At 37.4% G+C, this 25,653-nt stretch carries 26 protein-coding genes and 1 pseudogene; 12 read left to right on the top strand and 15 right to left on the bottom strand.

All coding sequences use genetic code 11. The annotated features are described in order from the left end of the window. Positions 1-402 precede the first annotated feature (402 nt). Entirely contained in the window at positions 403-834 is a 432-nt protein-coding gene (locus tag AC3ANV_RS12750; RefSeq protein WP_488313944.1) for a YndM family protein, read from the bottom strand. Positions 835-1,094: 260 nt separating this feature from the next. Beyond that, positions 1,095-4,823, bottom strand: coding sequence for a DUF2062 domain-containing protein (locus tag AC3ANV_RS12755; RefSeq protein WP_488313945.1), 3,729 nt, complete (start codon positions 4,821-4,823; stop codon positions 1,095-1,097). A gap of 286 nt (positions 4,824-5,109) precedes the next feature. Between AC3ANV_RS12755 and AC3ANV_RS12760 the strand changes: the two genes are divergently transcribed. From AC3ANV_RS12760 to AC3ANV_RS12775, 4 genes are all read left to right on the top strand, one after another. After that, on the top strand, positions 5,110-5,709 hold the full coding sequence (locus AC3ANV_RS12760) for a hypothetical protein (protein ID WP_488313946.1): 600 nt from the start codon (positions 5,110-5,112) through the stop codon (positions 5,707-5,709). Positions 5,710-6,036: 327 nt separating this feature from the next. Continuing rightward, positions 6,037-6,261: a hypothetical protein gene (locus tag AC3ANV_RS12765; protein ID WP_488313947.1), complete on the top strand. Its 225-nt coding sequence runs from the start codon at positions 6,037-6,039 to the stop codon at positions 6,259-6,261. Between the two features lie 316 nt (positions 6,262-6,577). Further along, complete coding sequence (locus AC3ANV_RS12770; RefSeq protein WP_488313948.1) at positions 6,578-7,648, top strand: PrsW family glutamic-type intramembrane protease; 1,071 nt, start codon at positions 6,578-6,580, stop codon at positions 7,646-7,648. A 452-nt stretch (positions 7,649-8,100) separates the two neighbouring features. Next, complete coding sequence (locus AC3ANV_RS12775) at positions 8,101-8,361, top strand: heterocycloanthracin/sonorensin family bacteriocin (RefSeq protein WP_488314204.1); 261 nt, start codon at positions 8,101-8,103, stop codon at positions 8,359-8,361. Positions 8,362-8,621: 260 nt separating this feature from the next. On the opposite strand, the gene AC3ANV_RS12780 is transcribed toward AC3ANV_RS12775, so the two are convergent. From AC3ANV_RS12780 to AC3ANV_RS12820, 9 genes and pseudogenes are all read right to left on the bottom strand, one after another. Then, positions 8,622-8,954 carry a hypothetical protein gene (locus AC3ANV_RS12780; RefSeq protein WP_488313949.1) on the bottom strand — a complete coding sequence of 111 codons (333 nt, stop codon included), beginning with the start codon at positions 8,952-8,954 and terminating at the stop codon, positions 8,622-8,624. A 75-nt stretch (positions 8,955-9,029) separates the two neighbouring features. Beyond that, positions 9,030-10,196, bottom strand: a complete 1,167-nt coding sequence (locus tag AC3ANV_RS12785; protein ID WP_488313950.1) for an MFS transporter — start codon at positions 10,194-10,196, stop codon at positions 9,030-9,032. Between the two features lie 643 nt (positions 10,197-10,839). Continuing rightward, positions 10,840-11,075: pseudogene (locus AC3ANV_RS12790) on the bottom strand (transposase); the annotation flags it as partial. Further along, positions 11,072-11,257 carry a transposase gene (locus AC3ANV_RS12795; protein ID WP_488313951.1) on the bottom strand — a complete coding sequence of 62 codons (186 nt, stop codon included), beginning with the start codon at positions 11,255-11,257 and terminating at the stop codon, positions 11,072-11,074. The pseudogene AC3ANV_RS12790 and the gene AC3ANV_RS12795, both read right to left, overlap by 4 nt. 318 nt (positions 11,258-11,575) lie before the next feature. After that, positions 11,576-13,213, bottom strand: a complete 1,638-nt coding sequence (locus AC3ANV_RS12800; RefSeq protein ID WP_488313952.1) for a PhnE/PtxC family ABC transporter permease — start codon at positions 13,211-13,213, stop codon at positions 11,576-11,578. A 1-nt stretch (position 13,214) separates the two neighbouring features. Continuing rightward, on the bottom strand, positions 13,215-13,967 hold the full coding sequence (locus AC3ANV_RS12805) for a phosphonate ABC transporter ATP-binding protein (RefSeq protein WP_488313953.1): 753 nt from the start codon (positions 13,965-13,967) through the stop codon (positions 13,215-13,217). A gap of 14 nt (positions 13,968-13,981) precedes the next feature. Then, positions 13,982-14,881, bottom strand: a complete 900-nt coding sequence (locus tag AC3ANV_RS12810) for a putative selenate ABC transporter substrate-binding protein (protein ID WP_488314205.1) — start codon at positions 14,879-14,881, stop codon at positions 13,982-13,984. 357 nt (positions 14,882-15,238) lie between these two features. Continuing rightward, on the bottom strand, positions 15,239-16,792 hold the full coding sequence (gene abc-f, locus AC3ANV_RS12815; RefSeq protein WP_488313954.1) for a ribosomal protection-like ABC-F family protein: 1,554 nt from the start codon (positions 16,790-16,792) through the stop codon (positions 15,239-15,241). A gap of 90 nt (positions 16,793-16,882) precedes the next feature. Next, positions 16,883-17,434 (bottom strand): pyridoxamine 5'-phosphate oxidase family protein, encoded by a 552-nt coding sequence (locus AC3ANV_RS12820; protein WP_488313955.1) that lies wholly within the window; start codon positions 17,432-17,434, stop codon positions 16,883-16,885. Between the two features lie 108 nt (positions 17,435-17,542). On the opposite strand from AC3ANV_RS12820, the gene pdxR reads away from it, so the two are divergent. From pdxR to AC3ANV_RS12845, 5 genes are all read left to right on the top strand, one after another. Continuing rightward, positions 17,543-18,973, top strand: coding sequence for a MocR-like pyridoxine biosynthesis transcription factor PdxR (gene pdxR, locus AC3ANV_RS12825; protein WP_488313956.1), 1,431 nt, complete (start codon positions 17,543-17,545; stop codon positions 18,971-18,973). 123 nt (positions 18,974-19,096) lie between these two features. Beyond that, a complete protein-coding gene (locus AC3ANV_RS12830) occupies positions 19,097-19,321 on the top strand; it encodes a spore germination protein (protein WP_488313957.1) in 225 nt (74 codons plus the stop codon). A gap of 541 nt (positions 19,322-19,862) precedes the next feature. Continuing rightward, positions 19,863-20,201: a helix-turn-helix domain-containing protein gene (locus AC3ANV_RS12835; protein ID WP_488313958.1), complete on the top strand. Its 339-nt coding sequence runs from the start codon at positions 19,863-19,865 to the stop codon at positions 20,199-20,201. A gap of 100 nt (positions 20,202-20,301) precedes the next feature. Continuing rightward, positions 20,302-20,508, top strand: a complete 207-nt coding sequence (locus tag AC3ANV_RS12840) for a hypothetical protein (RefSeq protein WP_488313959.1) — start codon at positions 20,302-20,304, stop codon at positions 20,506-20,508. Between the two features lie 144 nt (positions 20,509-20,652). Beyond that, complete coding sequence (locus tag AC3ANV_RS12845) at positions 20,653-20,979, top strand: hypothetical protein (RefSeq protein WP_488313960.1); 327 nt, start codon at positions 20,653-20,655, stop codon at positions 20,977-20,979. Positions 20,980-21,135: 156 nt separating this feature from the next. Here the strand turns inward: AC3ANV_RS12845 and AC3ANV_RS12850 are convergent, their stop codons facing one another. Then, the gene (locus AC3ANV_RS12850) at positions 21,136-21,345 is read right to left on the bottom strand and encodes a glycine zipper domain-containing protein (protein ID WP_488313961.1); all 210 of its coding nucleotides are present in this window, start codon (positions 21,343-21,345) and stop codon (positions 21,136-21,138) included. 584 nt (positions 21,346-21,929) lie between these two features. Here AC3ANV_RS12850 and AC3ANV_RS12855 point away from each other — a divergent pair. Beyond that, the gene (locus AC3ANV_RS12855; protein ID WP_488313962.1) at positions 21,930-22,229 is read left to right on the top strand and encodes a hypothetical protein; all 300 of its coding nucleotides are present in this window, start codon (positions 21,930-21,932) and stop codon (positions 22,227-22,229) included. 22 nt (positions 22,230-22,251) lie between these two features. On the opposite strand, the gene AC3ANV_RS12860 is transcribed toward AC3ANV_RS12855, so the two are convergent. Next, complete coding sequence (locus AC3ANV_RS12860; RefSeq protein ID WP_488313963.1) at positions 22,252-22,557, bottom strand: hypothetical protein; 306 nt, start codon at positions 22,555-22,557, stop codon at positions 22,252-22,254. 280 nt (positions 22,558-22,837) lie between these two features. Between AC3ANV_RS12860 and AC3ANV_RS12865 the strand changes: the two genes are divergently transcribed. Both AC3ANV_RS12865 and AC3ANV_RS12870 read left to right on the top strand, forming a co-directional pair. After that, the gene (locus AC3ANV_RS12865; RefSeq protein WP_488313964.1) at positions 22,838-23,074 is read left to right on the top strand and encodes a hypothetical protein; all 237 of its coding nucleotides are present in this window, start codon (positions 22,838-22,840) and stop codon (positions 23,072-23,074) included. A 440-nt stretch (positions 23,075-23,514) separates the two neighbouring features. Then, complete coding sequence (locus tag AC3ANV_RS12870) at positions 23,515-23,634, top strand: YjcZ family sporulation protein (protein WP_488313965.1); 120 nt, start codon at positions 23,515-23,517, stop codon at positions 23,632-23,634. Positions 23,635-23,711: 77 nt separating this feature from the next. Here the strand turns inward: AC3ANV_RS12870 and AC3ANV_RS12875 are convergent, their stop codons facing one another. Further along, positions 23,712-25,025 carry a nucleobase:cation symporter-2 family protein gene (locus AC3ANV_RS12875; protein WP_488313966.1) on the bottom strand — a complete coding sequence of 438 codons (1,314 nt, stop codon included), beginning with the start codon at positions 25,023-25,025 and terminating at the stop codon, positions 23,712-23,714. Further along, on the bottom strand, positions 25,025-25,618 hold the full coding sequence (locus AC3ANV_RS12880; RefSeq protein WP_488313967.1) for a xanthine phosphoribosyltransferase: 594 nt from the start codon (positions 25,616-25,618) through the stop codon (positions 25,025-25,027). The genes AC3ANV_RS12875 and AC3ANV_RS12880 overlap by 1 nt, the downstream gene beginning before the upstream one ends. Positions 25,619-25,653: the final 35 nt, after the last annotated feature.

Below are 25,653 nucleotides of genomic sequence, written 5' to 3' on the forward strand. Positions count from 1 at the left end.
ACTGAGTTACTTCGCTGGGCGCTTGCACTTTTGTTTGTATAATCAAAAATTTATCTTTGAACTTCAATAACGGTCTAGCTCCTACGCCCAGCGGCTAGAGTACTTCGCATTATAACCACATTAATAATAGTAAAAAGCTATACAAATATATCAAAAGTAATAAAATTTGAGAATGGTATTTTTGATAAATTAGATAAATGTCACAAAAAGTTCATTTTTGAATGTAAGATAATTCCTTTCAAGTAAAAGATTTGTTTTAAATACAGAAAATTCTATTTTCTAAATACATTAATAATAGTTTTTTTAAGGTAAACTTGCAGGTATCTTGTAAAACAAAAATAGGTCTCCTCATTTAGGAAGACCTAGCAACATATCCATCTTGTTTTAAAGTTTTAAAAGATTTCACTTTTTCTTCAGCGGCTCGTGCTCCTCGGACATTTCCATTCCATAAGCTAGCCTATCAAGAGCTGCACTGCTATTTCGGCTTTCTTCCAGTTTGGAACCAAGAAGTAATCGGTGAACGAAATATTCCCCAACTGTTATCAACACCGCAGAGATAATACTTCCCCAGGCGATTTGTAAATAGTTGTGGAGTAGTACACTGCCAAAAATCCAAACAACCATATAAGATAGAAGAAAATCAGCAATAAGGGCATTCTTATTTCCAATCCGTGATAGCAAAATCCTGTCTCCCGCAAGATAAGAGACAACGGTCAACAATACACTGAACAAAACAATATCCGTCCAGGTAGCATTGAAAAATAGGTCAAGACCTACTGTATATGCAACTAAACAAATTGCAAATTTCATAAATAAAGCCAAAATTTTGTTCATTGTTCCTACCTCCTCACCCTTCATTTTAGACAATACTAAATTAATCCATTCATCTACCGAATTTAAATAAATAGAAAAGGAGAACTCAGTTATGAAAGAAATGCAACCAGGATTAAGTAAAAGGGAATATCCTCATTAATATCGCTAAAAGATGGCTTAAAAGTCCCCATTAAACATAACCATCACCAATCGGTATATCTCTTAAAAATCAACATAAAAAAGGCCTTCCCAAAAGGGGAAAGACCTGTGTGGATATTCCATTACATATTTTCTTTAGCCTTCACAATATAGGTTTCCTGAGTTACATTACCTTTTCGTTTTAGTTTATTCCAACCAACAGTTACTCCCTTTATTGCCGAGAACATGGATTTTATCACGACATAAGTCATAAGCTGCTTGTACAATATTCGTTGGAGAAATAAGGAACCCAACGGTTTAGGACTTTCATTCTCCAATCGAAACGCATATAAAGAAGTAACGAAATCCAGCAAGTAAAACAGGATAAATCCAATGGCTGCTTTTGCAGGGTGCGCGCCAAAAAGGGCCATAATGAACAATATATCCGCAATTGGGGATATTGTTTGATAAATATATTGGAAAAGCCACATGTTTGGAAGACCGATATATCCTAATGAGTTATGTTTTTTATTAAATAAAGCCTCCCGATGTTTCCATAAGCATTGTAAAGTACCATAAACCCATCGGTAACGCTGTTTTGCCAGACTTTTGATATCTTCCGGCACTTCTGTAAAGGCATAAGCCTTTTCTTCAAATTCAATCTTTTTTCCCTGTCGTAATAGAGTAAGAGTAATATCAGTATCCTCTGCCAGTGTATCCTCTTTAAAATATCCTGCTTCTTCAACCGCTATCTTTCTCCATGCACCGATCGCACCCGGTACAACCGTAATGCAATTGAGAGCGGCAAAGGCCCTTCTCTCCAGGTTAAAGCCTGTGACATATTCGATATGCTGCCAGTTTGTAAGGAGGTTCCCCTTATTGCCGACCTTAACATTACCTGAAACAGCAGCCACATTTTCATTTTTAAAATGGTTGACAAGCAGTGAGATGGCATTTTCAGCAATGAGTGTATCAGCGTCAAGAGCCACCACGATTTCGCCTTTTGCTTCTTGAAAACCAAGATTAACAGCGGAAGATTTTCCCCCATTCGTTTTTTTAATTAATCTGACGAGAGGATGATTTGCATAAACTTCTTGAACAACACTAGAAGTATTGTCCTTGGATCCATCGTCGACAATCAGCACCTCAAAAGCAGGGTAATCGCTGGATAATATAGAATCAATCGTTTTGCAAATTACTTTTTCCTCGTTATAGGCAGCAATCACGACACTTACAAAAGGAGTAAAGCCAGGATCAATCCGGGTCGCTTTGTACCTCTTTACCTGCTTCCTGGAAAGGAAAACGAAAATAGCCAGGCGTAAGATTCCTAAAAGGATAGCTGAGTAGAACAGGATACTTAATCCTAAACGCCATCCTTGTATCACCTTAAATACCGCCTTGTCATAGACCAAATAAGGGCTTGAAGCAGGAGGCATAATTTGACTATCACTTTTTCCTAAAAGACTCGCAATAGTGGTAAATGTGTAGCCGCGCTTTTTAAGTTCTTTAATTATCATTGGTAAGGCCTTTACAGTGTTGGAGCGATCACCACCGGCATCGTGCAGCAAAATCACATTTCCTTTTGGAAGCTGGTCGATTACCCGTTTTACAATTTCACTACTAGAAGGTCTTTGCCAATCGTTCGTGTCAATTAATTCACCCACCATGGTATAACCCATTTCCTGTGCCCGTAAAACAGGCAGCAGTTCGCTCCTTGTGCTCGGTTCTGCATCGGCCACATAGGGCGGGCGGAAAAGGTTCATCGAATGACCCGTAATTTCCTCAAAAAGTCTTTGATTGGCATTTAGCTCCATTTTCGTTTGAAATGGTGTGGTGGATGCAACATCAGGGTGGGTAAAGGTATGGCTGCCAATTTCATGGCCTTCCTTATACATCCTGTTAATCAGTTCCGGATGCAGCTCAGCATTCTCTCCAACGATAAAGAATGCCCCTTTTATATGATTCTTGTCCAAAATGTCCAATAATTGCGGCGTATAGGTCGGATCCGGTCCATCATCAAAGGAAAGGACAACCTCTTTCGTTTTGGGTTTACCGTAACGAACTACCTCAAAAGGCTTTGGTAATGCATTATAGGTTTCCTCTTGAATCATGCCATGTGAATCGGTTTTAATCGTTCTTTTACCATTTTCTGATTGAGAAACAATTTTTAAAATCTCTCCAGCACCCGTATAGTGAACAGGTTCAGGACTGACCAAGGTTTTAAGGGCATTCGATGGATTTTGTATATCCTTTGGTTTATTAATGAAATTCCAGATAGAAGGATCTTCAGAACCGAGACGCCAAACCGCTATTCCTTTTGAACCACTATCAGCCGCTTGCTTCATTTGGTTATAAAAGGAAGCAGCATCTAAATACCAGACAATATGGTTCTCTCCATTTTTTTTGTAGCGTAAATAAGGGTTGCCTGCTTGATTATTCCACTGAATTAGAAGGTTCGTACCAATTCCCAGATCCATGATATCCCCGAACGTCATCATATCTGCAGGCTGATTGGACTTTTCTTCCCAGTCGTAACCGTAGCTCCCCAAACTCACAATCAATTTTTGGGAAGGAATAGGGAGCTGGTTTAAGCTCTCTTTTACCCAATCAGATGGTGCAACAGGTCCAGGTTTACTCATGGAGTTGTGCTGATCGTATAACATGACAATCATTCGATCAACGTCAGCTGATAAAGAAGCATAGTTATAACTAGTGTTGTTTGGCGGGACATCCATTGTTACCATGAGACCCTGTTGATGAAATTGCTTTGATACCTTAGACATAAATTCTGTTAAATGAGCTTTGTCACTTTGATTGATTTCTTCAAAATCTATATTGATACCGGCAAAGTCATTTGTTCTCACATAAGCCAACAAATTTTTAATAAAAAGATCTTCAGCTCCGGGAGTAGTTAATAACCGGTGAAGAATTTCTTTATCCCATTTATTACTAATAAAATTATTTACTAATGGGAGAACCTTAATATGATGTGCTTGTCCTTCTGCGGCAATAGACGAATCAGTACTGGTTTTAAGGCTAAGACCGGGAGTAAGCTGCAGCCACTCCGGGATTATGGTTGTTATAGAATTGATATTTTTTTTAAAAGAAGTTTTGCTGTTTTCATCCCAATTGACGTAAAAACCATAAACTTCTTGTTTGCTCACCATTTGCTTCTTATTCACTAGGTAATTATTTTTTTGAATAAGAGGGGAAGGATTCGTTTTTTGAAGCTGTGAAGCAAGCTGTTCTTCACTGAAACTTTGATTAATCGGTTCAATCCCGCTCGTTGCTGCTTGTTTTTTCAATTGGAAGTCAGGAAACAACGGGTCAGTATTAAGGCTTTCGATAAAAATAACTGAAACTAAAACCATTAATATAGTAAAGCCTACACTCATTCGTTTAATAATCGACCAGCGTCTTTTTGCAGGATCAAGAAAAACATGTTCTTGATTTTTCACCCTTTTTTTCAGCCCTAAATTGTAAAACCAATGGAAGAAAAAAAAGCAGACAAGACCAATCAAGCCTCCCAGAATCCCTGTTATGATGGATTGTGAAAGTTGTATTTTATGTTTTAAGGTAGCGAATAACCAGTCATTAATTCTATTCGGTGTTAAAAAGGAACCCTCCAATACACGTAAATTTAGGAAAGGTAAATGACGAATGATCGGAATAAAGATGGGAATCAACGTTCCAAGGAATAAAGCAACAATATTAAGACGAAACAAGAGTGAAAAAGCAATCATTAATGGAATTCTTGCACTATATAAAGGCAGGAACCCCAGGAAAAAACCAACTGTACTCGCAACCGCACCTCCAATTCCAGTGACAGGTGAAAACAATGATCTAACAATCCACCTAAAAATTCTATTCACAATGACCCTCCTTACATTTTGGTGACAGGCACCGCTTGTGGACAGTATATCCAGAATGTCCGCATCCAGCGGACAGATTTTTCGACAAAATATGACTAATAATAAAAGGTTAGGTAGTCATTTTAGGATTTTGGGGGTAGGCTGAAAATGTTTATTTATTTTTTATTGGTATTGGAGCATATTTTTGGTTTAAAAAAGTGACCAATCATAATACCCCCATAAACCATTTAGGGTTGGACGAATTCTTTTGATGCGAGTGCGCACAAAAAGATAAGAGGGGAAAAACATGAATAAACTAACTAAAGGAGCCCTTGCCATGGTGTTAGTGGGATCCGTTACGTTTTCTGTCACCAACGCCTTGTTAGCCGATCATTCTTCTAAACGATTAGCGCAAGCAAATGGTTTAACCATTTCCGGAGACCACAAAAAAGTAGATAACAGCAACCAAGCAGAAAAAACGGTGAAAGATCAAACACCGACAACGAATGTAAAAGACGTGCAAAGCACGCCTTCTCATAATATTGCTCCTCCTGTAGCAGTTTTAATAAATGAAAAAAAGAGTGATAAAGTTATAGCCGTGATTCAAACGAATACGACGAAAATTAGTGCTACGTCAACGACTACCATTAAAACCGCACCTGTTACTAACACTTCGACCAATTCGAATATCACCGCCACGGGAACGACTAGTATGAAATCAGCTGCCACGACTGCACCGTCTACGAATTCGAATACCATTGCAACGGGGACGACTAGCACAAAACCAGCTACCACAACTGCAACAACGACCTCAACAACAACCGCGACAACCAACCACGGTAAACAAGTTTCTCAAGCCGCAAAAGAAAAAGCTGCGAGCCATCAGAATAAAAAAGTAAACAACTGAAAGAAAAAACTAATTCTTTGAAAAAGGATCGCCAAAAGAAGGCGATCTTTTTTTAAATAAATCGAAAGGGGGTTTCATTGATACGGTTGACTTCATTTCACCTATAAGATGCACCTGGTCCTTCAGAAAATTTCTCTCAACAACAATTTTTTTGTTTTAGCAAAATGGGAAATTTATTGAATATTTTACGCTTTTGAGAAAGACGATAGCGTCTTCGTAAAGAAATTTTTAATCCCTGAATAACATTTTGGGTAAGGTTATATACTTCTTAAATTTACTACCAATAAGTATAATGGGTTTGAAATAACAATAGAAAATGGTGATGTTATGTTAACCCATATTATTATAGGAGTCATTTTTGGTATTATCATTTGGAAACTCTTGAAAATAACCTTTAAATCAATACTTTGGCTTTTGCTTATTGGCATTGTGGTCGCGCTGGTTTTTCCAAAGATGTTGTTTTTTGTCGGTGGAATTGGTTTCTTAGTTATAAGTGCTCTAGGTGCACTATTAGTTCTAAGTATTGTAGGACTATTCTTCTTTGAAAATTAGTTACTTTTATAGGATTTAATTTCACCGATTTTTTTCAACTTACCATTAATTATCGAGGAACAATCATCTTTCATAAGTTATATCCATTAAAAAGACACTAGCATATTAAGTGTCTTTTCTGTTTTTTAGGGTAAACTTTATGGGGAGTACCGGCAGATACATAATGGATTTAATCCGGCTTTCAAAATTTACAAAATAATTACGATATTTATCATAACGTGCTCATAAATAAGAAAAGAACACCACTTATGAATAAATTTATTTGGAGATTTCCTGTTTTTTAAAAGATTTTAGTACACGTGAAGGTGGAAGATAAATGAAATGCCCGCATTGTGTTTATTCCAACCCTGAAGAGGTAAAGTTTTGCTTAAATTGTGGCCATAAATTTTTTCGTGATAACATCCATCAGGAACCAAACAGCCTATTTTACGAGTTTGCACATTTTGTCGATATGGTTCCGAGGCACGAACGTTCAGTTGAACCTAAATTTCGAAATATATTCTCGCGAGTGTTCCGGAGGCATAGTGATCTTGAAGCTGAAAGGCTTTTTATCGTAGGTACAGCGCTTACCACGCCTAAAATCGAGGAAGTTAAGGAAACGTGGCCGAAACCTTGGCTTTTTGCGAGGATATTCCTCATCGCTTCAATCGCATACTTAGGATTGTACTTGGGTGTAATTTTGTTCGGAAATATAAACTTTATACCGGGTCTTATCATAGTTGGAGCCTTTGCCGTTCCATTTACGACTCTGATTTTCTTCTGGGAAATGAACGCCCCTCAGAATATTGCTATTTACAAAATCGTTTATGTGGTACTTATCGGAGGGATTCTCTCAATTTTAGTGGCTTTGGTGTTTTATGATATCCTTAGAAATAACATTAATCCAATCACGATTGGGATCGTTGAAGAACTTGCAAAAGTAATAACAGTAGTCTATTTCGTGCGAAGCCTTAAATATAGGTATGTCCTGAATGGGCTTTTGTTGGGCGCCGCAGTAGGAGCCGGTTTCGCAGCCTTTGAAACCGCAGGCTATGCTTTAAGGGCACTCCTTTCCGGTAGCTTCCACTCGCTTTTATTTACAATCCTGTTGCGCAGTATTTTCGCTCCCGGCGGACATGTCGCTTGGGCGGCTTTGACAGGGGCCGCAATCTGCATGGTACAAAGGGACAAGAAATTTGAGATAAATTTGATACTAAAACCTAAATTCGCCCGTATATTTGTACTTGTCGTTTTCATGCATGCCCTATGGGATTCACCCTTACAAGGTATTTTTCCAGTAGGCCAAATCTTTCTGATGGCCGCTTCTTGGATTTTGGTATTTCGAATGATCCGTAGCGGATTAAAGGAAATCGCGGATAAGAAATGGGAATTGGCCTTATATCATTAAGAGTCAACAACACTTAGAAAATTAGTTCAAAGCTCCCGTTTAAAGTGAACATGGGGCTAATGTTGGGACTATACCATTTTAGTTAAGATAAGGTTAAAATTTTCTTCTAGTATCGTGATTTAATAAAGCAATCATATACACGCTTAAAGGATGAAATCGTATTGATTTCATCCTTTAAATTTATTAATTTTTTATGCTTTTATCTTATTCACAATTTATTTACATAGTAACAAAACTTAAGCCCCCATAAGAAATAGGCACCTAAATCAGTGACAGTGACCTAATTTGAATCATACTTTGTTGAAGAGAGTTCTTTAGGTTACCTGGTGGTTATAGCTATCTAGACCAAAACATGACCTTAGTTATTCTCTGTTTATATATCAGTTTTCATTTTTAAAATCAAAGGGGAGGTACGTATGCAAGGTTTTCAAAATGAATTGCAAATGTTGGGTATGGATAATTACCATGTGGGTGAGGTAATTCCAATGGATCCTCAAAGCCAGCTATATCAACAAGATGCTCGGCGTTGCGGCGGATTTCGTTGCGGAGGGTTTGGTTGCGGCGGATTCCGATGTGGAGGTTTCCGATGCGGAGGTTTCCGTTGTGGTGGTTGTTTCGGCTGTTTTAGCTGCTTTAGCTGCTTTGGATGTGCCGGCTGTTTTGGAGGATTTGGATTTGGAAGTTGTTTCGGAATTGGTATCGGTTTTATATAAAAGAAAATGCTCCAGTAGAAGTGCCAAACGGGCACTTCTTTTTTAGTTATACCATAATGGACAAATAAAAAATACATAAAATGATAGTGCAAAAATAATAAAGAATTTTGGAATAAGGAGGAGCCGAATGACGAAACTGACCTCGTCCTCACGGGTAAAAGTAAAAAGGGATACATTTTTTCTCCCGAATTAATCAAAGCAAATTAAACTATTGAATTAATCCTTATAATAAAAAAGCTGTCGGAATTCCGACAGCTTTTTTAATGATCACTATAATCCCAATATCTTAACGTATCTGTTTTCGAAGTAGGTACGCTTTTTGTTACATTTCCATCTTTGTCCATATAAATCTCATATTCTTGGTATGTTTCAACGATATAACCATCCATTCTTTCACGTTTTTTTAATTTTTCCACTAACTGAGGCACGTCTGTTGGCGGGGATGTATCAACAGGCTGAGCTACAGCCGGCTCACTTACTGCTGCTGAATAGGAATAATCAATATTTATAATTGAGTAAGGCGAATCCAAATAGGCTACTAAGGCTATTGTGAATAAAAGGAATAAACCCATTGTGAAGGTTTTCGTTTTCATGATTACCTGCTCCTTATTTCAATAATACCTACGTAACCCATTTTATGCATGTCCTTAAAACATATGACATTAAGATTAATGCTGGATATTTGTTGATTTGCTTGTTTTTACCTTAGGGCGATAAATTTGAAATAGGATAAATGCCAAAATCGAGATAATGGAACCTGATAGATAGGGAAGGCCAATCGCCAAAGAAAATAACCATCCCCCTAATGGCGGTCCAATGATTCTCCCTAACGAATCAAACGAAGACAGCACTCCTGTTGCACTGCCGTGACCTGCAGTGGAAGTTTTGGTAATCAAGGATGAAACACTTGGGCGGATTACACCATTACCAATTCCAAAAATTGTTAAATAAATGGCTACGGTTGTAAAACTATCAACAAGCAGGATTAAGCCGAATCCGATGGCCGATACGATGATTCCTCCTTGGATGACCGAACTTTCTCCATATTTCTTCGTTAATCTGCCTACTAAACCACCTTGAACCATTGCCCCTGCAAACCCCATAATCATGAAAATATATCCAAGCTGAGTGGAATCCAAACCTGCTTTTTGGGATGCAAAATACGCAAATGTTGCTTCCAATCCTGAAAGGGACAAGGAAATTAATAATTGAACAAAAAATAGAACGGATCCCGTACCTGTAAACGCCTGCCACATAGGCTGCTTTTTCGCTTTGTGCTTTTTCATCGAACACTCTTTCAATAACAGAAATACTAATATCAACGTAATAACGGAAGAACCACTTGCAAGATAAAAGGGCATACTTAAGCTGATTTTTGAAAAAATACCGCCAATCGCCGGACCGAAAACAAAACCAAGTCCAATTGCCGCGCCGATGATTCCCATTCCTTTCCCGCGGTTTTCTTCTGTTGTAATATCTGCCACATACGCCATCACTGCGGGCATATTTGCTGAAGAAAGAAGCCCACCGAAAAATCTCGCTGCAAAAAGCATCCATAACTGTGTTGAGATAGCTTGGATAAAAAAAGAAATCGCCAATCCTGTTATTCCAATCAGCATAACGGGCTTTCGTCCAATCCGATCGGATAACCTTCCCCACATAGGAGCAAATATCAACTGCATGAACGAATATACTGCCATTAACAGTCCAAGTTCGGTAGGGCTTGCCCCAACTTGTTCTGCATAAAAGGGAAGAACGGGAATGATAATTCCGAATCCTACCATCACCAAAAACATTACTAAAAATAGTATTAACAAAGCACTTTTTGTTTTCAACGCCATTTCACTCCTTAAAGGATATGAATCAGTTCAATCTGGATATTGTATATTCGTATCACAAACCTCATGTTATTTTTTTCCTTAAAGTCCATTATACAAGTGAATTTTTATAAATGGAAAATTATAAAAGATATAGGGAAAAAATAACAATTATACCGATGGAGAAATAGTAGTCAGAAAAGTTCAGCAGCCTTATGATTTGAACAAAAAGCCAAGCTGATACAGAATTATAGCAAAATGCTAGTTGAAAGATATAAAAATATAGCAATATTATATCAAGCAGCAGCATAACTCTAGTGTTATTTTCTCTAGGAAATGCAAATTTTAGGATTAAAAATGAATCATTAAATAAAAAGAACACATCTTCTAAAAAGAAGTGTGTTCTCAGATTGTCGAGAAAGGGTATTTTTCTCTGCAATTTTTTATTTTGTCAGAATCTAAATACAAAATTTATTGATTCTCCCTGCTAAAGTGCCTGTTGATTTCCGCTCCGGGCACTCGCTTTCCGCGGGGAGGTCCTGGAGCCTCCTCGGCGCTTTGGCGCCTGTGGGGTCTCCAGTGACCTCTCTATCCCGCAGGAGTACCCTTCGCTCCAATCAACAGGAGGCAAATTAACTTAAAATATTGCAACACACTTTTTCTAACCTAAGTGTGTTGCAATCTTTTTTATATTTTGGCAGACTGCAGTAAGAAGAGCATGTTCACTTGCATTCTTCAATCCCCGTAACCGGCAGTAGCGAAGCCCGTGCAGCTCTTTTGAGTCTGCGAAGCTTCGCTCAATTTTTCCTTTCTAAATTTATAAAGCATTTTTCCCGATTTAGATAAGCGATTTAACCTTACCTTTTCCTTGTACTCCTCCCATACATGGCGTGTTACATTGTGATAGTAGGGCGTCCACTATCATCGCTGTAATAAGGACGGACCTTTTCAAGAAGAAACGAAAAATCAATATATTTATCAATCAAACGAAGAAGATGGTTATCAGGTACCAATTCATCAATAGATACAAATTCATATTCACTTTGGCTAGACTCTTTTGGCTTATACATTGCTATCATCACATATTTTTATTAGTTGAGTTGAAGGTCTTTATTTAAAACACTCTGTTGATTGGAGCGGAAGGCACGAAGACTCCTGCGGGAGTACGGGGCAGGGGAGACCCCGCAGGAGCGAAGCGACGAGGAGGCTTCCCGGCACGCCCGCAAAAAGCGAAGTGCCTGGAGCGCCAATCAACAGACATGTTGAAACCGATATACTAATAATATTATAATAAATTAACGCGGTGAATCGTTAAAGTAATTGAATAAAATAATTGGCTGCCGAGGGTTTTTCGACAGCCTGAGAACACATCTTCTAAAAAGAAGTGTGTTCTTTTTCTATTTCGCGGCTTTTCTCGTACTTTCCGATGCAAAGTCGGCAAGAATGACAAGAATTATATAGCAAAGTAATAGCAGGGTGATATCTGTATATTGAAAATAACTCATGCTCAGCTTAAACTGCATGCCCAGACCGCCGGCACCAACAAAACCGACAACAATGGTGGTTCTCATGATGACTTCCCAGCGATAAAGAATATAGGTAAGAAATCTAGGCATAACTGTAGGAAGGATTCCGTAAAAAAGCGTCTGTCCTTTGGTAGCACCTGCAGTGGCTAAATTTCGGATCGGACGCGGGTCCATGTTTTCAATAACCTCAGCCCAAAGCTTACCAAGTATTCCGAAGTTATGGAGGGCAAGGGCTATCGCACCCGGCAGAAGACCAGGTTTAAAGATAAAAATAATTATCATTGCCCAAACTAATTCCGGAACCGAACGGGAAAAAATATAAAGGATACGGACGATGCCAAAAAGAACCCAATTATACCACTTCTTCGACAAAGTCAAATTGCCATTGGCAATATTTCTTGCTGCAGGAATGACTGTAATAAATGCAGCAATCACAGCAAAACCAATGGCCATAATACTCATTTCTAATGTTTCCAGTGTTAACTTCATTGCAGAAGACCAGCTGCTTGCATCAAGGAAGGCAGGATGTTTTTCGTTTACACCGAACATTCCGTAAAAAAACTTTTTCGCATAGGCAAGATTTCGATCAGAAAGTAATGAAACTAAATTGGCGTTCTCCCTCGTAGTGATATAAACCCATGAACAAGTAATTAGAAGAATTGCAAAGAGAGAAGAGTACCACCCGGACCTAAGTATCTTCCTTCTATTTTGGTCTGACATGCCTTTTCGGACCAAATTACTCCATATGTCCACAAATAGTACCAGTCCAATGAGAAAAAATACAAAGGACCAAACTTGATCATATTTCAAGTCAGCGAGGGATAATTGTATTTGGTAACCAAGGCCGCCGAGTCCAACAAAACTCATAATCGCGGAAGAACGGATTGCACACTCAAATCGGTACATTGTATAACTGACCATGTCGGCACGAACTAACGGAAAGTATCCATAGAAAAGAATTTGCAGGCGGGATGCTCCAGCTGATTTTAATGCTTCGATCGGTTGTTTCGATACATCATTCAACATATCCGCAAATATCCGTCCGAGGATCCCGCCATACGGAATGGCAATAGCGAGGATAGCCGCGTATGGGGATAATCCAACAGCAGCTACAAACAGCCAAGCCCAAACGAGCTCATGTATGGAGCGGGTAAATCCCAATACTCCTCTAAAAAAAACTTTAGAGATTAAATACGTAGTTTTGCTTGATGTTAATGTTCCAGAAGCCAGTATCCCAACAACAAAAGCATAAATTATTGCCAGTGACATTCCGGCAACCGCATATGCCAATGTTATCCATACAGATTGAAAGCCAAGAATCAATAGCTCCCGAGACAAATCAGGATGGAGGATGCCTTTTATAATTTGCAGCATTGTCGGTATTCCACCGGCATGAAATAGGCTCATGTTCCATTTGATTGGAAATAAACTCCAAACGAAAACAGCCATTAACAGCAAAGTCAGTACGAATCGTTTCGGCAATGTAAAAAACGGCAAACTGTTTTTCATCCTATTTCTGCTCCTTTAGCTGATAGAGCTCGGCAAGGAGCGCGTCTGTTACTTTCTCGGTTGGCAAATCAAAGAACAGTTCTCCATTTTTCAGAGAGATGATTCTCGTAAAATATTGGCGGGCACACTCCACGGAATGCAGACTTGCAATCAATGTTTGTTTTTCCTCGGTAACAATTTGTGTCAACATCGCCAGGACATCATTGGCTCTGGCAGGGTCAAGTGACGCAACCGGTTCATCTGCTAAGATAATTTCAGGTGCTTGAACCATTAACCGTGCCATCGCAACACGTTGTTGCTCACCGCCGGATAGGTTCGATGTAAGCTCATATGATTTTTCTGACAGTCCAACCCTTTCAAGTGCTTGGATCGCTAATGCTTTGTCTTGAGGGATGAGCAAAGAAAGGAGTGATTTCAAAAATCCCCAGTCAGCCAATTTTCCCGCTAACACATTATGAATAACCGCAAGCGGTCCGATTAAATCAAATTGCTGGCGGATAACGCCAACTTTTTTTGCAAATGCTTTGCCTTTTTTATAATTTTCCACGGGCTTCCCGTCAATTAAAAGGGCACCTTTATGGAGAGGAACCAACCCGGCAATCGTATTTAACAACGTGGTTTTGCCGGCACCGCTTGGTCCAATCAATGCAACGAGTTCCCCTTGTTTAATGGTAAAAGAAAGGGAAGATAGGGCTATCTTCCGCTCATACTGTTTCGTTATTCTGTTTGCTTCAATCATCGTCTTTGAAGACATCTTTACTACACCTACTACTTAATAATCTTTAATTCTTTTGCAACCTTTTGGATCTTATCATAATTTGAATTTTTTGTTTCGACAAACTTATCTGTTTGGAAAAAGTCAGTAATCTCTTTTTGTTGTGTTGTGATGGAAAGAAGGGCATCTTTTACTTTTTTCTTTGTTCCTTTACCAAATACATCTTCAACATTGCTATTAATTGTCCAGTTATAATCATAAAAAGCAGGAGTAGTATAGAAGACTCTTACTTTATTCGTATCTACTTTTCCATCCTTAACAGCTGCCTGCCAGACTGCCTCATTTAATGCCCCTGCTTTAAATGCTCCTGATTCAACAAGTTTGTAGGTTGTATCATGAGAACCGGAAAAATTCGGCTTGCCGTCAAAATCCTTATTGGCATCAATACCTGCTTCCATTAAATAATAACGGGGCATTAAATGTCCGGAAGTAGAGCTTTCGCTGCCAAAGGTAAATGATTTTCCTTTTAAATCTGTCAATTTGTTAATATCAGAAGATTTTTGGGTAATAAATACAGAATGGAACTGGGCATCACGTGGTCTTTGTACGATTGAATCGGCATCAGGAACAAGGGCTCTAGCTTGTACGCTTGTTAAACCGCCAAACCAGGCAAGATGAATTTCTCCGCGTTGAAATGCTGTTACGAGTGCAGCATAATCAACTGAAGGAACGAATTCAACCTTCATGCCTGTTTTTTCACTTAGATATTTTGCGACCGCTCCCATACCTTTACCTAGGTCTGCTGCGTTCTGGTCAGGAATTGCGCCAATTTTAAATACTTCTTTCGTAGTTGTTTCTTTTTTTGCATTATGTGCTTTATTATCCTTTTGTCCGCATGCTGCTAAGGCAAATACGAGAACAACAAGCATAATCACAGAAAACCATTTTTTTATCACGAACTACACCTCATTTTTTTTTGATTACTGAATTATCTTACAAGATTCGTGCTTATTTTCAACGAACTTAACAATTTTAACATAATTTTTAATGAAATTTTTGCTTAAAAGCTCTAAAACTTAACATTTCCTTTAACAAAGGCTATTTTCGCATAGATTGTTGTTTTTCGTATAAGTTTATCAACACGTATACTTAGAAGCTTCGTGGCATCTTTTCGTAAGAACATTTGCGAAAATTGCCTAGAAACTTAGTAAATGAACTTTATTAAGCTTCAAAAGCAACAAAGTTTACGAAAAGAGCCTTAACAAACAACAAAAACCCTGCCAAAAGGCAGGGAATGTTTTATAAAAATTTTAAACTGTTTGCTGTGACCATTCTTCCACATTCCAAACCTTTGTTACCCAATCTTCATAAAAATCTGGTTCGTGACAGACGAGGACAACAGTACCTTTGTACTCTTTTAATGCCCGTTTTAATTCTTCTTTTGCCGTGATATCAAGATGGTTTGTCGGCTCATCGAATAAAATCCAGTTGCTTTCATTCATCATTAGCTTACAAAGACGAACTTTTGCTTGTTCGCCACCGCTAAGCTGGTTCATCGGACGAGAGATGTGCTCGTTTTTTAAACCGCAGCGGGCAAGTGCCGCACGGACTTGATGCTGATCCATGGAAGGGAAGGCATTCCAAACATCATCAATCGGTGTAATTCCTCCAGCTTTAACTTCTTGTTCAAAATATGATGGGAAGAGGAAGTCACCGCGTTCCACTTTTCCTTTCAAAGGATCAATTTTACCAAGCATGGTCTTAAGAAGGGTTGATTTCCCAACACCGTTGCAGCCAATGATCGCCACTTTTTCGCCGCGTTCGATGGTTACATTCATTTTTGGTAAAAGTGCATGCGAATAACCAATTTCTAAATCCTTCGCTTCAAACACATAACGGCTGCTGCTGCGGGATTCTTTAAAGCCGAAGGTTGGCTTCATTGCGGTTTCAGGGCGGTCAATCCGTTCGATTCGATCCAGTTGCTTTTGACGGCTCTTCGCACGACCGGTCGTGGAGTAACGCGCTTTATTCTTTGCAATAAAGTCTTCTTGTTTTTTGATGAATTCCTGTTGCTTTTCATATGCGTTAATATGTTGATTCTTATTAATTTCCGCTAATTCAAGGAACTTTTCATAGCTGGCTGTGTAGCGTGTTAGTTTTGAAAATTCCAATTGAAAAATAACATTGGATACCGGGTTCATAAATTCAGTATCATGGCTGATCAAAATAAACGCATATGGATATTCTTTTAAATAAGAAGTCAACCAGCGAATATGCTCAACATCCAAATAGTTGGTCGGCTCGTCAAGTAATAGTACTTTCGGTTGTTCTAAAAGCAGTTTAGCTAGAAGGACCTTTGTTCGCTGTCCGCCGCTAAGTGCTGAAACATCACGGTCAAGACCGATCGCATCAAGTCCTAATCCTCTTGCAGCTTCTTCAATCTTAATATCTAAAGAATAGAAGCCGCCTGCATCAAGTGCGTCTTGAATTTCACCCATTTTTTCTAAAAGAACTTCCAGTTCTTCAGGTGAAGCATCCGCCATTTTTGCGGTTATTTCATTCAATTCTCTTTCTTTTTCAAAAAGAGGAAGGAAGGCATCACGTAACACATCACGCATTGTTTTACCCTGTGTTAGGACGGTATGCTGATCCAAATAGCCATAATGGACACCGGGTGTCCATTCTACACGTCCGCTGTCGTGAATCAATTGACCTGTAATAATATTCATTAAAGTGGACTTACCAACGCCATTTGCACCGACGAGCCCAACATGATCTTCAGCTAATAAACGAAAGGAAACATCTTTAAATAAAGTACGATCTCCAAATGTATGAGATAAATTATCGACAGTAAGTAAGCTCATTATTTCGTAATCCTCGCTTTGTTCAAGAATCAATACATTACTACATGATACTAAATTTTCGAGGATTCGACTAGATTTTTAATAAGAATATTAATTGGAAATATCGTTTTGTACTGTTTTTCCTTTGTAAAATAATTTATCCAATTGAATTGGGTTTTCTTTAGCAGTCATTTCCTTAGCCTCAATTTTATAAATTGCCGTTCTGCTGCCAAGAGAAGAACGGTATTTGTCAACATGCGACTTCGACAGTGATGTATCGTAATACCCTGGCACATATTTATCCAGCATTTTTTGCATAACTTGAACTGCCTCATCGAGATTATTCACTATTTCTGCCTCACCAAAAATCATTACACTCATATAGGCCGTATCCGTTTTAGCCGGGACGGGGTTCGTTATTGTTCCATGATCTTCACTAACCGTAAAACAGGCATTTGCGTTTTCTTCAATGATCCTTACTTTCTTTCCTTCAGATGCACCGTGAAAATAAATGGCGTTATTCATCCAAACAAAATTAAGAGGAATGACATAGGGCAGGGAACCACTGGATAGCCCTACAAATCCTGTTTTCGCTGTTTGTAAAAATTCATTGATCTTTGATTGATCGGTACATGCTAATTTTTGTTGTCTGATTGGTAACATAAAACTATCTCCCTTCAAAATGAAATGTTACACTTATTTTAAGAATCAATTGCCCTTATTAAAAGTGACAGAATTGGATAATTTCACAGGGACAGATGGGAGCATTTTGTGGAACTAACACCTTTTATCAAAAAAGATGGAGTCATTCCGATTTATTTGCAGTTATATCATTTTTTTCGTGAAGAAATTGAAAATCATAGATTAAAAGAAGGCACAAAACTACCTTCAATAAGACAACTTTCCCAAAGCTTGAATGTAAGTAGAAATACTGTCGAATCCGCTTTTCAACAGCTGGTGGCTGAAGGGTATATAGAAAGTAAAGTAAAAAGTGGATTATTTGTTTTGAAGGTAGAGGATTTTCATATAGATCAAAACAACGTTAATAAGGAGAGCCCTATAATAACAAGAAGTTCAAATCATCGAAACGGTATTGATTTTCAATATGGTGATATCGAACTTGATCGTTTTCCTCAAAAAGTATGGAAAAAATGTTTGGTTGATGCGATGGAAAATCCTGATCATGAGGTATTTTCATATGGAGATAAGAAAGGCCATTTTGGTCTAAGAAGTGAAATTGCCGGATATCTTCAACAAGCAAGGGGGGTTCGCTGTAATCCTGACCAAATCGTGCTTTGTGCAGGAACCCAAACAGCGATTGGCTTGATTTGTCAGTTACTCGCCTTACCAAATAAAAAAGTAGCAATGGAGAATCCGGGATACGATGGTGTCCGTTTTGTTTTTGAAAGTTATCAATGCCAACTAGTCCCCATTTCGCTTGAAGCGGATGGGATCAACATTGATGAGTTGGAATGCAGCTCTGCAAAATGTGCGTATGTAACCCCATCCCACCAGTTTCCAATGGGAATGATTCTGCCGATCCAAAAACGGCTAAAATTGCTGCACTGGGCAAGTAGAAATCAAAAATACATCATTGAAGATGATTATGATGGGGAGTTTCGTTATCAAGGTCAGCCGATTCCATCATTAAAATCGCTGGATGCCCATGATAATGTTATTTATTTAGGCACGTTTTCCAAGGCGTTTCTTCCTGCCGCAAGAGTTAGTTATATGGTATTACCGGAGCTGTTGGCCGAGCGCCATCAAGCAGAATTATCCTTTTATAATCAAACGGTTTCACCACTGATTCAAGAGGCATTGTTTCGCTTTATGAAAGAAGGTTATTTTGGAAGGCATATCCGGAAAATGAGGAAAATCTATCAGGGGAAACAAAGGGCGTTACTGGAGGCGATCGAATTATTTTTGGGTGACCGCGTAAGGGTAATCGGACAAAAGGCGGGACTCCATATCCTTGTTGAAATTAAAGGGATTGATTTGAGAGAATTGATGGGACAAGCAGAAAAATTGGGTGTGAAAATTTATTTAACGGATAAGTACTGGATGAATAAATCTCCAGGGTCTACTCAGCCAATAATTCTTGGATATGGCGGGCTAAAGGAAAATGATATTCATTTAGGAATAGAGAAATTAGCTCATGCAATTGATGAATGCAGAGGAATTCCAGTTTCCTTAAATGAATAGGAATCAGAGTTTAATTTTTTAAAAGTCCACAAAATTGATTCTTCTCCATATTAGTTAAGATGCTTGAACAAGCATCAAGCCTGTACATATTATAGTAGAAACACTTGTAAAGGAGGAGAATTTTTGGCGGTTAAGCATGATGGAATTACTATTGGTACGATTTCCGGCGGTATTGTAAACTTTGGTGGGGCGGTATGTATTTCGCCAATTTCAGTTACGAAATCAACTTCAGGTTCTGGCGGGGATAATACGGCTGCTCAAGTCACAACGACAAGTTCCAGTTTGAATACCATTAACCAACAAAGTGTGAAAGATTTAATCGAATTAATAAGACGGAGCTTGGAATAGCTCCGTCTTTTTCATGAAATCTTATGAAACTTTTTTAGCTTTGAGATCAAGTTTGAATTTGCTCGCTTAATGTAGCACTAAAACCAGGCAGATTTATTTACGGGCATTTCCATATTTTGTGCATCATAATTTAACCATCATTTCAGTATACTCTAACATTTAATAAAGGAGGGCTAGTTGAAAGTGTGTGTCTTTTATGCAAAGGGAAATTGCAAAGAACAGTACGGCTATATCCAACTAATCAACTGGAAATAAAAGCATGATTTTTATATAAGTTATTTCCATTTATACAATATACTTCCATTTAATTGGATTTATGCTTATCAAAATTATTTTGAAACTGTGCTATAAAGATACCCGGGTTAACTGCTATGCACTAACCATGTGTGGGCCTTTAAAGATAAAAAAACTAATCATCATCTTTCAAAATTACAATCATTGAACGCTTCTATCATAACGTTTTCTTAAGAATATTCGTTTGAAGTCCTAATTCGAAAAATGGATTGAAAATAATTTATTTCTATCTCCGGAGGAATCTTATATGCTTCAACACATGGGAGAACGTATTCGCATCCTACGAACACAAAAAGGTATCGGATTAAATGTATTTGCCGCACAACTTAATATTTCAGCTTCCTATTTAAGTAATTTAGAGACAGGGAAAACAGATACGATTCAGCTTTCTCTTCTTGAAAAACTTCAGGATGAGCTTTCACTTCTTCCTATTGAGAACTTCCATTTCTATGACCAGGAACTGGATATTCGCCTTCAACAAGCAGTAATAAAATTAAAAGAACTGGAAAAATCACATCCTGATGTAATCCAATATTTGCTTACTATATTAGAACATGGTCTAGAGTTTTTCCAAAATAAAAAATAATCCTAGTAAATTTCATATCGTTTTATTAAATTTAAAAAGGATTATCACCTATTATTGTAGAATTCTGAAAAGTAACAATATTAGTTAGGAGTGAAGAAGGTTGAAAATTAAGGTTGTAATGGATAGTGGAAAAGAATACGTTGTATGTGAAAAAAATTATTCATTAAATGACTTCACTCGTTCTTTTTTTAATGATTTAGCAACTGGTGCAAAAGTAATGAAAAATAATTTTGTTTATTTAGATGGTGATGAAAAAATTGTGGTTAATCCTACACATATTTCATCTATAGAAGTAATTGAAAAGTAAAAGAAAGAAAAGCATCCGGATGTTTGAGTGCTTTTTATTGTAACCAAAGACAGTTGTAAGATATTTATACATTGAGAAACGGGAAAGATATTTTTAGTTTTGAATCCTTGCATACCTTCATAAAATTTATTGGAGGTGTTTATATTGGAAAAGAAAGTAAGTGAAATCGAGTGTCTTGTATGCAATGGAATTCATTTTCGAAAAGGGTATCTTGAAGCGGAATATGAAAAATATGATGAGGTTTTTAAATTTAATGAAAATGCTGGAGCAGATATAAAATTCTATTTGGAATCTGAAGAGGAAAATCCATTACAAAAAATTCCGGAACAATCCAATCTCTATTTTTATATGTGTGAAGAATGCGGCTTTATCATGAATTTTAATAAGGAAAAACGAGTGGAAAGTAAAAAAGAAGAACGGGTAAGAAAGCAAAAAGAAAAAATGTATGATTGGACTAAATTTAAAAAATAATAACTTGGCGTTTAGCACTCAAACAAAATGAGTGTTTTTCTTTTTGTATAGAAAGAGGGGGAGGGGATTTACATATGAAGGAAAAACAAGGACTCCCTTTTCGGGAGTCCGATACATGTATTAACAGCAACGGTTAAATGCGGACTTTACTTAGGTCTACTCATCACGGTCCGTGGCGCGATCACTGGTATCATCAGCACCTTCGCCTACCTTGTTGCCCATTGCACCGCCGGCAATAGCACCTGCAACTGTGCCAAGTGGACCCAAAACTGAACCCACTGCAGCACCCGCAACAGCACCGACTCCTGTTCCCACAGCTTCACCGGCGTCTCTACGATCAACATTGCGTTCGTTGTTATCAGTCATCCATCTCACTCCCTAGTTATTATGGACAGCGCTTATGTATTGCCAGCACAGTCCCATAATCTATTTTGCCCAATAGAGACAGATTTACGCTTAGTGATTAAAATGAATAGGCTCGATACTCTTCCACCTATTAATTCGTTTAAATATCTACATGAAAATGAAAGGACTTCCATTAAAAAATTGGAAGTCCAAATCTGTAGCAATTTTCTAAGGGGGTCACTTAGGAAATTTAATTATAATTTTTAAAATTAATACCGAAAAGAGGAAAAAGTACCATATTACACCATTTTTCCAAATTAAATAAAAGGCACTGATAAGGTGCCTTTTAGAAGCAAGTCGTTGGAAGGACTTATTTAATTCTATATTATGTCAGTGTTTTAATTTATGTTGCTTGGTTCAATAAAAAAGTGCAAGGCAAAGATATAATTCTATTTAAACAACACTCTGACTGTTAGTGTGCCCTTTTTGTTTGGAAGAATAAAAATGATACCCCTTATAAGGGGTTAAGAAAAAATTAATGTTTATTATTCGAGGGAAGTCCATAAAATTTAGTGAACAACCACTAATGAAAGGAAGGATGAGAAATGTCAGAACAAACAAATGACGAGCAAAACGATGTATTAAAAAATGATATCAAAACAGAAATTAAAGCTGAATTAAAAGCTGAATTAGCCCGGGAATTGGCTTCTGTTCTTCGCAAGAAACTTTACAGAAGGATTCTTTATCCAGTCATTACATTTATTGCCGGACTTGGAATCGGATTGTGTGCAAGTCATATCGGACACCATGGCAGTGTATATGAGCATTATTATGGGTATGGTGTCCATCATTATGACAGTGAAAATCATAGCGAAAAACAACAAGACCAAAAAAGCAAACGATAATGAAGATTGAGAAACTACGAGATTAATATAAATCGATTTTTTTAACCGTTAAGAAATTTTTAATTCCGTTATCGGCAGAACTTAATTTTTCTTTAATGTACCCTTTTGGATCGTTTGTATCAATATTTCCTTCTAACTGTTGTTCAATCATATTGCATAGCATACATGAGATTCTGCAAAACTGATCAATAACATTAAGCAATTGAAGTTCAGTTAAACCTGCGTTTGATGTAGTTTCCCAATGTGTGGCTTGATAAAAAATGTGATTAATTTTTGATGTTAATTCTGAAATGTCATCAACGGTAAATTTATCTTTTAGGTTAGCCATATCACAAGATACCTCCTAAGAATATTTACAGTTTAAGCTTATCAGTTGGTATGGTGAATATGGAATACATTGGTAGGATTCTTAACAAGGACTTAAAGGTAATTTAACAATCTTGAGAGGAGTGAAAAACCAATTAAAATATATCTTTTCATGTAAATGATTAAATTGAACCAAGATTAAGAAAATTTTAAGAAAAGCTTAATATAAAAGATTAGCAATAAACCCTTTGAAGTCTTATAATTATTATGTTTTTGAAAAAAGACTTGACGGGTGATATTTTATGTTTAAAGATAAAAACAATTTTTTTATAATCCTTGGATTAATAATAACTATTATTATTTGCTCAGGTACTAATTTATCAAAAGTAAATTCTGAAAATAATCCTATTCATTTATTAGAGTTTCATAAAATAGAATTATTTACAGATTTTAAAACGGAATCCTCCATATTCTCCAGTCAAAGTGGAGAAGCAACAGTTAGTGACTGGGACAGATTATTGGATAAATTTAGATATTGATAGTTAAGTAATCAAGAGCAGTCCTTTCGGCGATTACTCTTTTATTTATTGTAAAAATAATTTAATGATATAATCCTTCTTAGGAACGTTTGTTTGTATTGTGCTTGTCCTTGGGAGGTGCTTTAATGGATCGTAACGATTAAAGAAGAGTGACTGTTTGTCTTCTCCTGCCAAATTAAATTTTAATAAGCACTTGTCCAAACACTTTTACTTTGAGTGCATATGTTAATACTACCTCCGTGCCAGTAACATTGATAAGTCACGTTTGAAGAGACGTTTGCATATAATGCGGACGTTCTTTTATTTTTAGCAATATTTATAAGTAAATTGCTGATTTTATTAAAACTATGATGATTGTCCAATCGATTCTTGTCCTAAGAAATATATATAAATAGAGGAAAGTATTCTTTCTTTAGTAATTCCGATAGGTGGTGGTAAATATGTGCTGGGGATATGGAGGCTACGGAGGCTACGGCTACGGATTTGGCGGCGGTTCTACATTTGTTTTAATCGTTGTATTGTTCATCCTATTAATCATTGTTGGTACTTCTATTATCTAATTAGTTGTACGGAAAAAGGGGCAGATTAAGTTGATCTGTCCCTTTTGTGTGTAAACTGTCTGAAATCCTAATTCTATTTAGACAACACTCTGATTGTTAGTATGCGATTCCGTTTGATTTTGCTCTGTTGGCTTTAAAACGTTAAAGATAATATTTAAGAAAATGGCGGTTAAGCTTCCAGCTACAATGCCGTTATTGGTTAGAATCTTAATGCTTTCCGGAAGATGATCGAACAAATTGGGTACAGCAGTTACTCCAAGTCCCATACCAACTGAACAAGCAATAATTAATAAATTTTCCTGTGAAGCAAATTCTACTTTACTTAGCATTTTGATGCCGTACGCAATAACCATGCCGAACATAGCAACCATTGCACCACCAAGAACAGGTGTTGGAATAACAGTGGTCAATGCACCGATTTTAGGAATAAATCCAAGGGCCACAAGAATCCCGCCCATGGTATAGATCACATTCTTATCTTTTACACCTGAGAGCTGGACGAGTCCAACATTTTGAGAATATGTGGTATACGGAAAAGAATTAAACAAAGAACCGAGAATACTAGCAAGACCTTCTGCACGATAGCCTTTAGCTAAATCTTTTTCCGTTAGTTTTTTTCCTGTGATATCACTTAGAGCAAAATAAACACCTGTTGACTCCACAAGACTAACAATTGCTACAAGTGTCATTGTAATAATAGGCGTTAATGAAAAAGAAGGTGTGCCAAAATAAAAAGGTCTAACCATATGGAACCATGATGCATCAGTTACAGCTGTAAAATTCACCTTGCCCATTAAAGAAGCAACAATTGTACCCGCAACTAATCCTAAAAGAATCGAAATTGAACGAATAAATCCATTTGTAAAACGATAAAGAAGAAGGATAAAAAGCAAGGTTCCGAATGCTAAGCTAATATTTGAAATGCTGCCGAAGTCAGGGCTTCCTTGTCCTCCGGCGATGTTATTCATCGCAACAGGGATAAGTGTAATACCGATAATTGTAACAACTGATCCAGTAACCACAGGAGGGAAGAACTTAATCAATTTACCGAAAAATTGGGAAATAAGGATAACAACTAGACCTGAGATAAGAATTGAACCGTAAATGGCTGAGACTCCATATTGTCCGCCGATGGCAATCATCGGGCCGACAGCGGTAAAGGTGCAGCCTAGGACAATTGGCAACCCGATTCCAAAGAAGCGGTTCTGCCAAACCTGTAAAATCGTTGCGATTCCACACATTAAAATATCGATGGACACTAAATAAGTTAATTGTTGACCGGGAAATTTAAGTGCTCCGCCAACAATTAAAGGTACAATTACCGCACCTGCATACATGGCTAACACATGCTGAATTCCTAAAGAGGCTACTTTAATAGGATTCCGTTTCATTAAATTAATTCCTCCACTTTTTCATTGATAAATATGACTGCACCATTGGATAGGGATTCAATTCTTGCTAAGGATTCAAGTCTTAAACCAAGGTCTTTCAATTTCTGCGCACCTGGCTGGAAGGACTTTTCAATCACAATGCCAATCCCTGCTACCTTTGCATTTGCCTGTTGTACCAAATCCACTAAACCAAGTGCCGCCTCGCCATTAGCAAGAAAATCATCGATAATGAGGATCTTATCGTTTTCATCTAAATATTTTTTTGAAATGGAAATGTCGTTTGTCTCTTTTTTGGTATATGAATGGACGGTTGTTGTGAGTAAGCTTTCGTAAAGGGTTAACGATTTTCTCTTTCTTGCAAAAATTACCGGAACATTCATATGCAAACCGGCCATTACAGCGGGAGCAATTCCTGAAGATTCAATCGTGACGATTTTTGTAATTTCTTCAGAGGCAAATAATTTGGCAAACTCTTTACCAATCTCAAGCATTAGCTCAGGATCAATTTGGTGATTCAAAAATGAATCCACTTTTAAAACATCCTTTGAAATGACCTTACCATCCTTCTTGATTTTTTCCTCTAGTAATCTCATGTTTGTATTTCCCCCTTATAAAAGTAAAAAGCCCA

Source organism: Neobacillus sp. DFD-2R, from assembly GCF_057747865.1.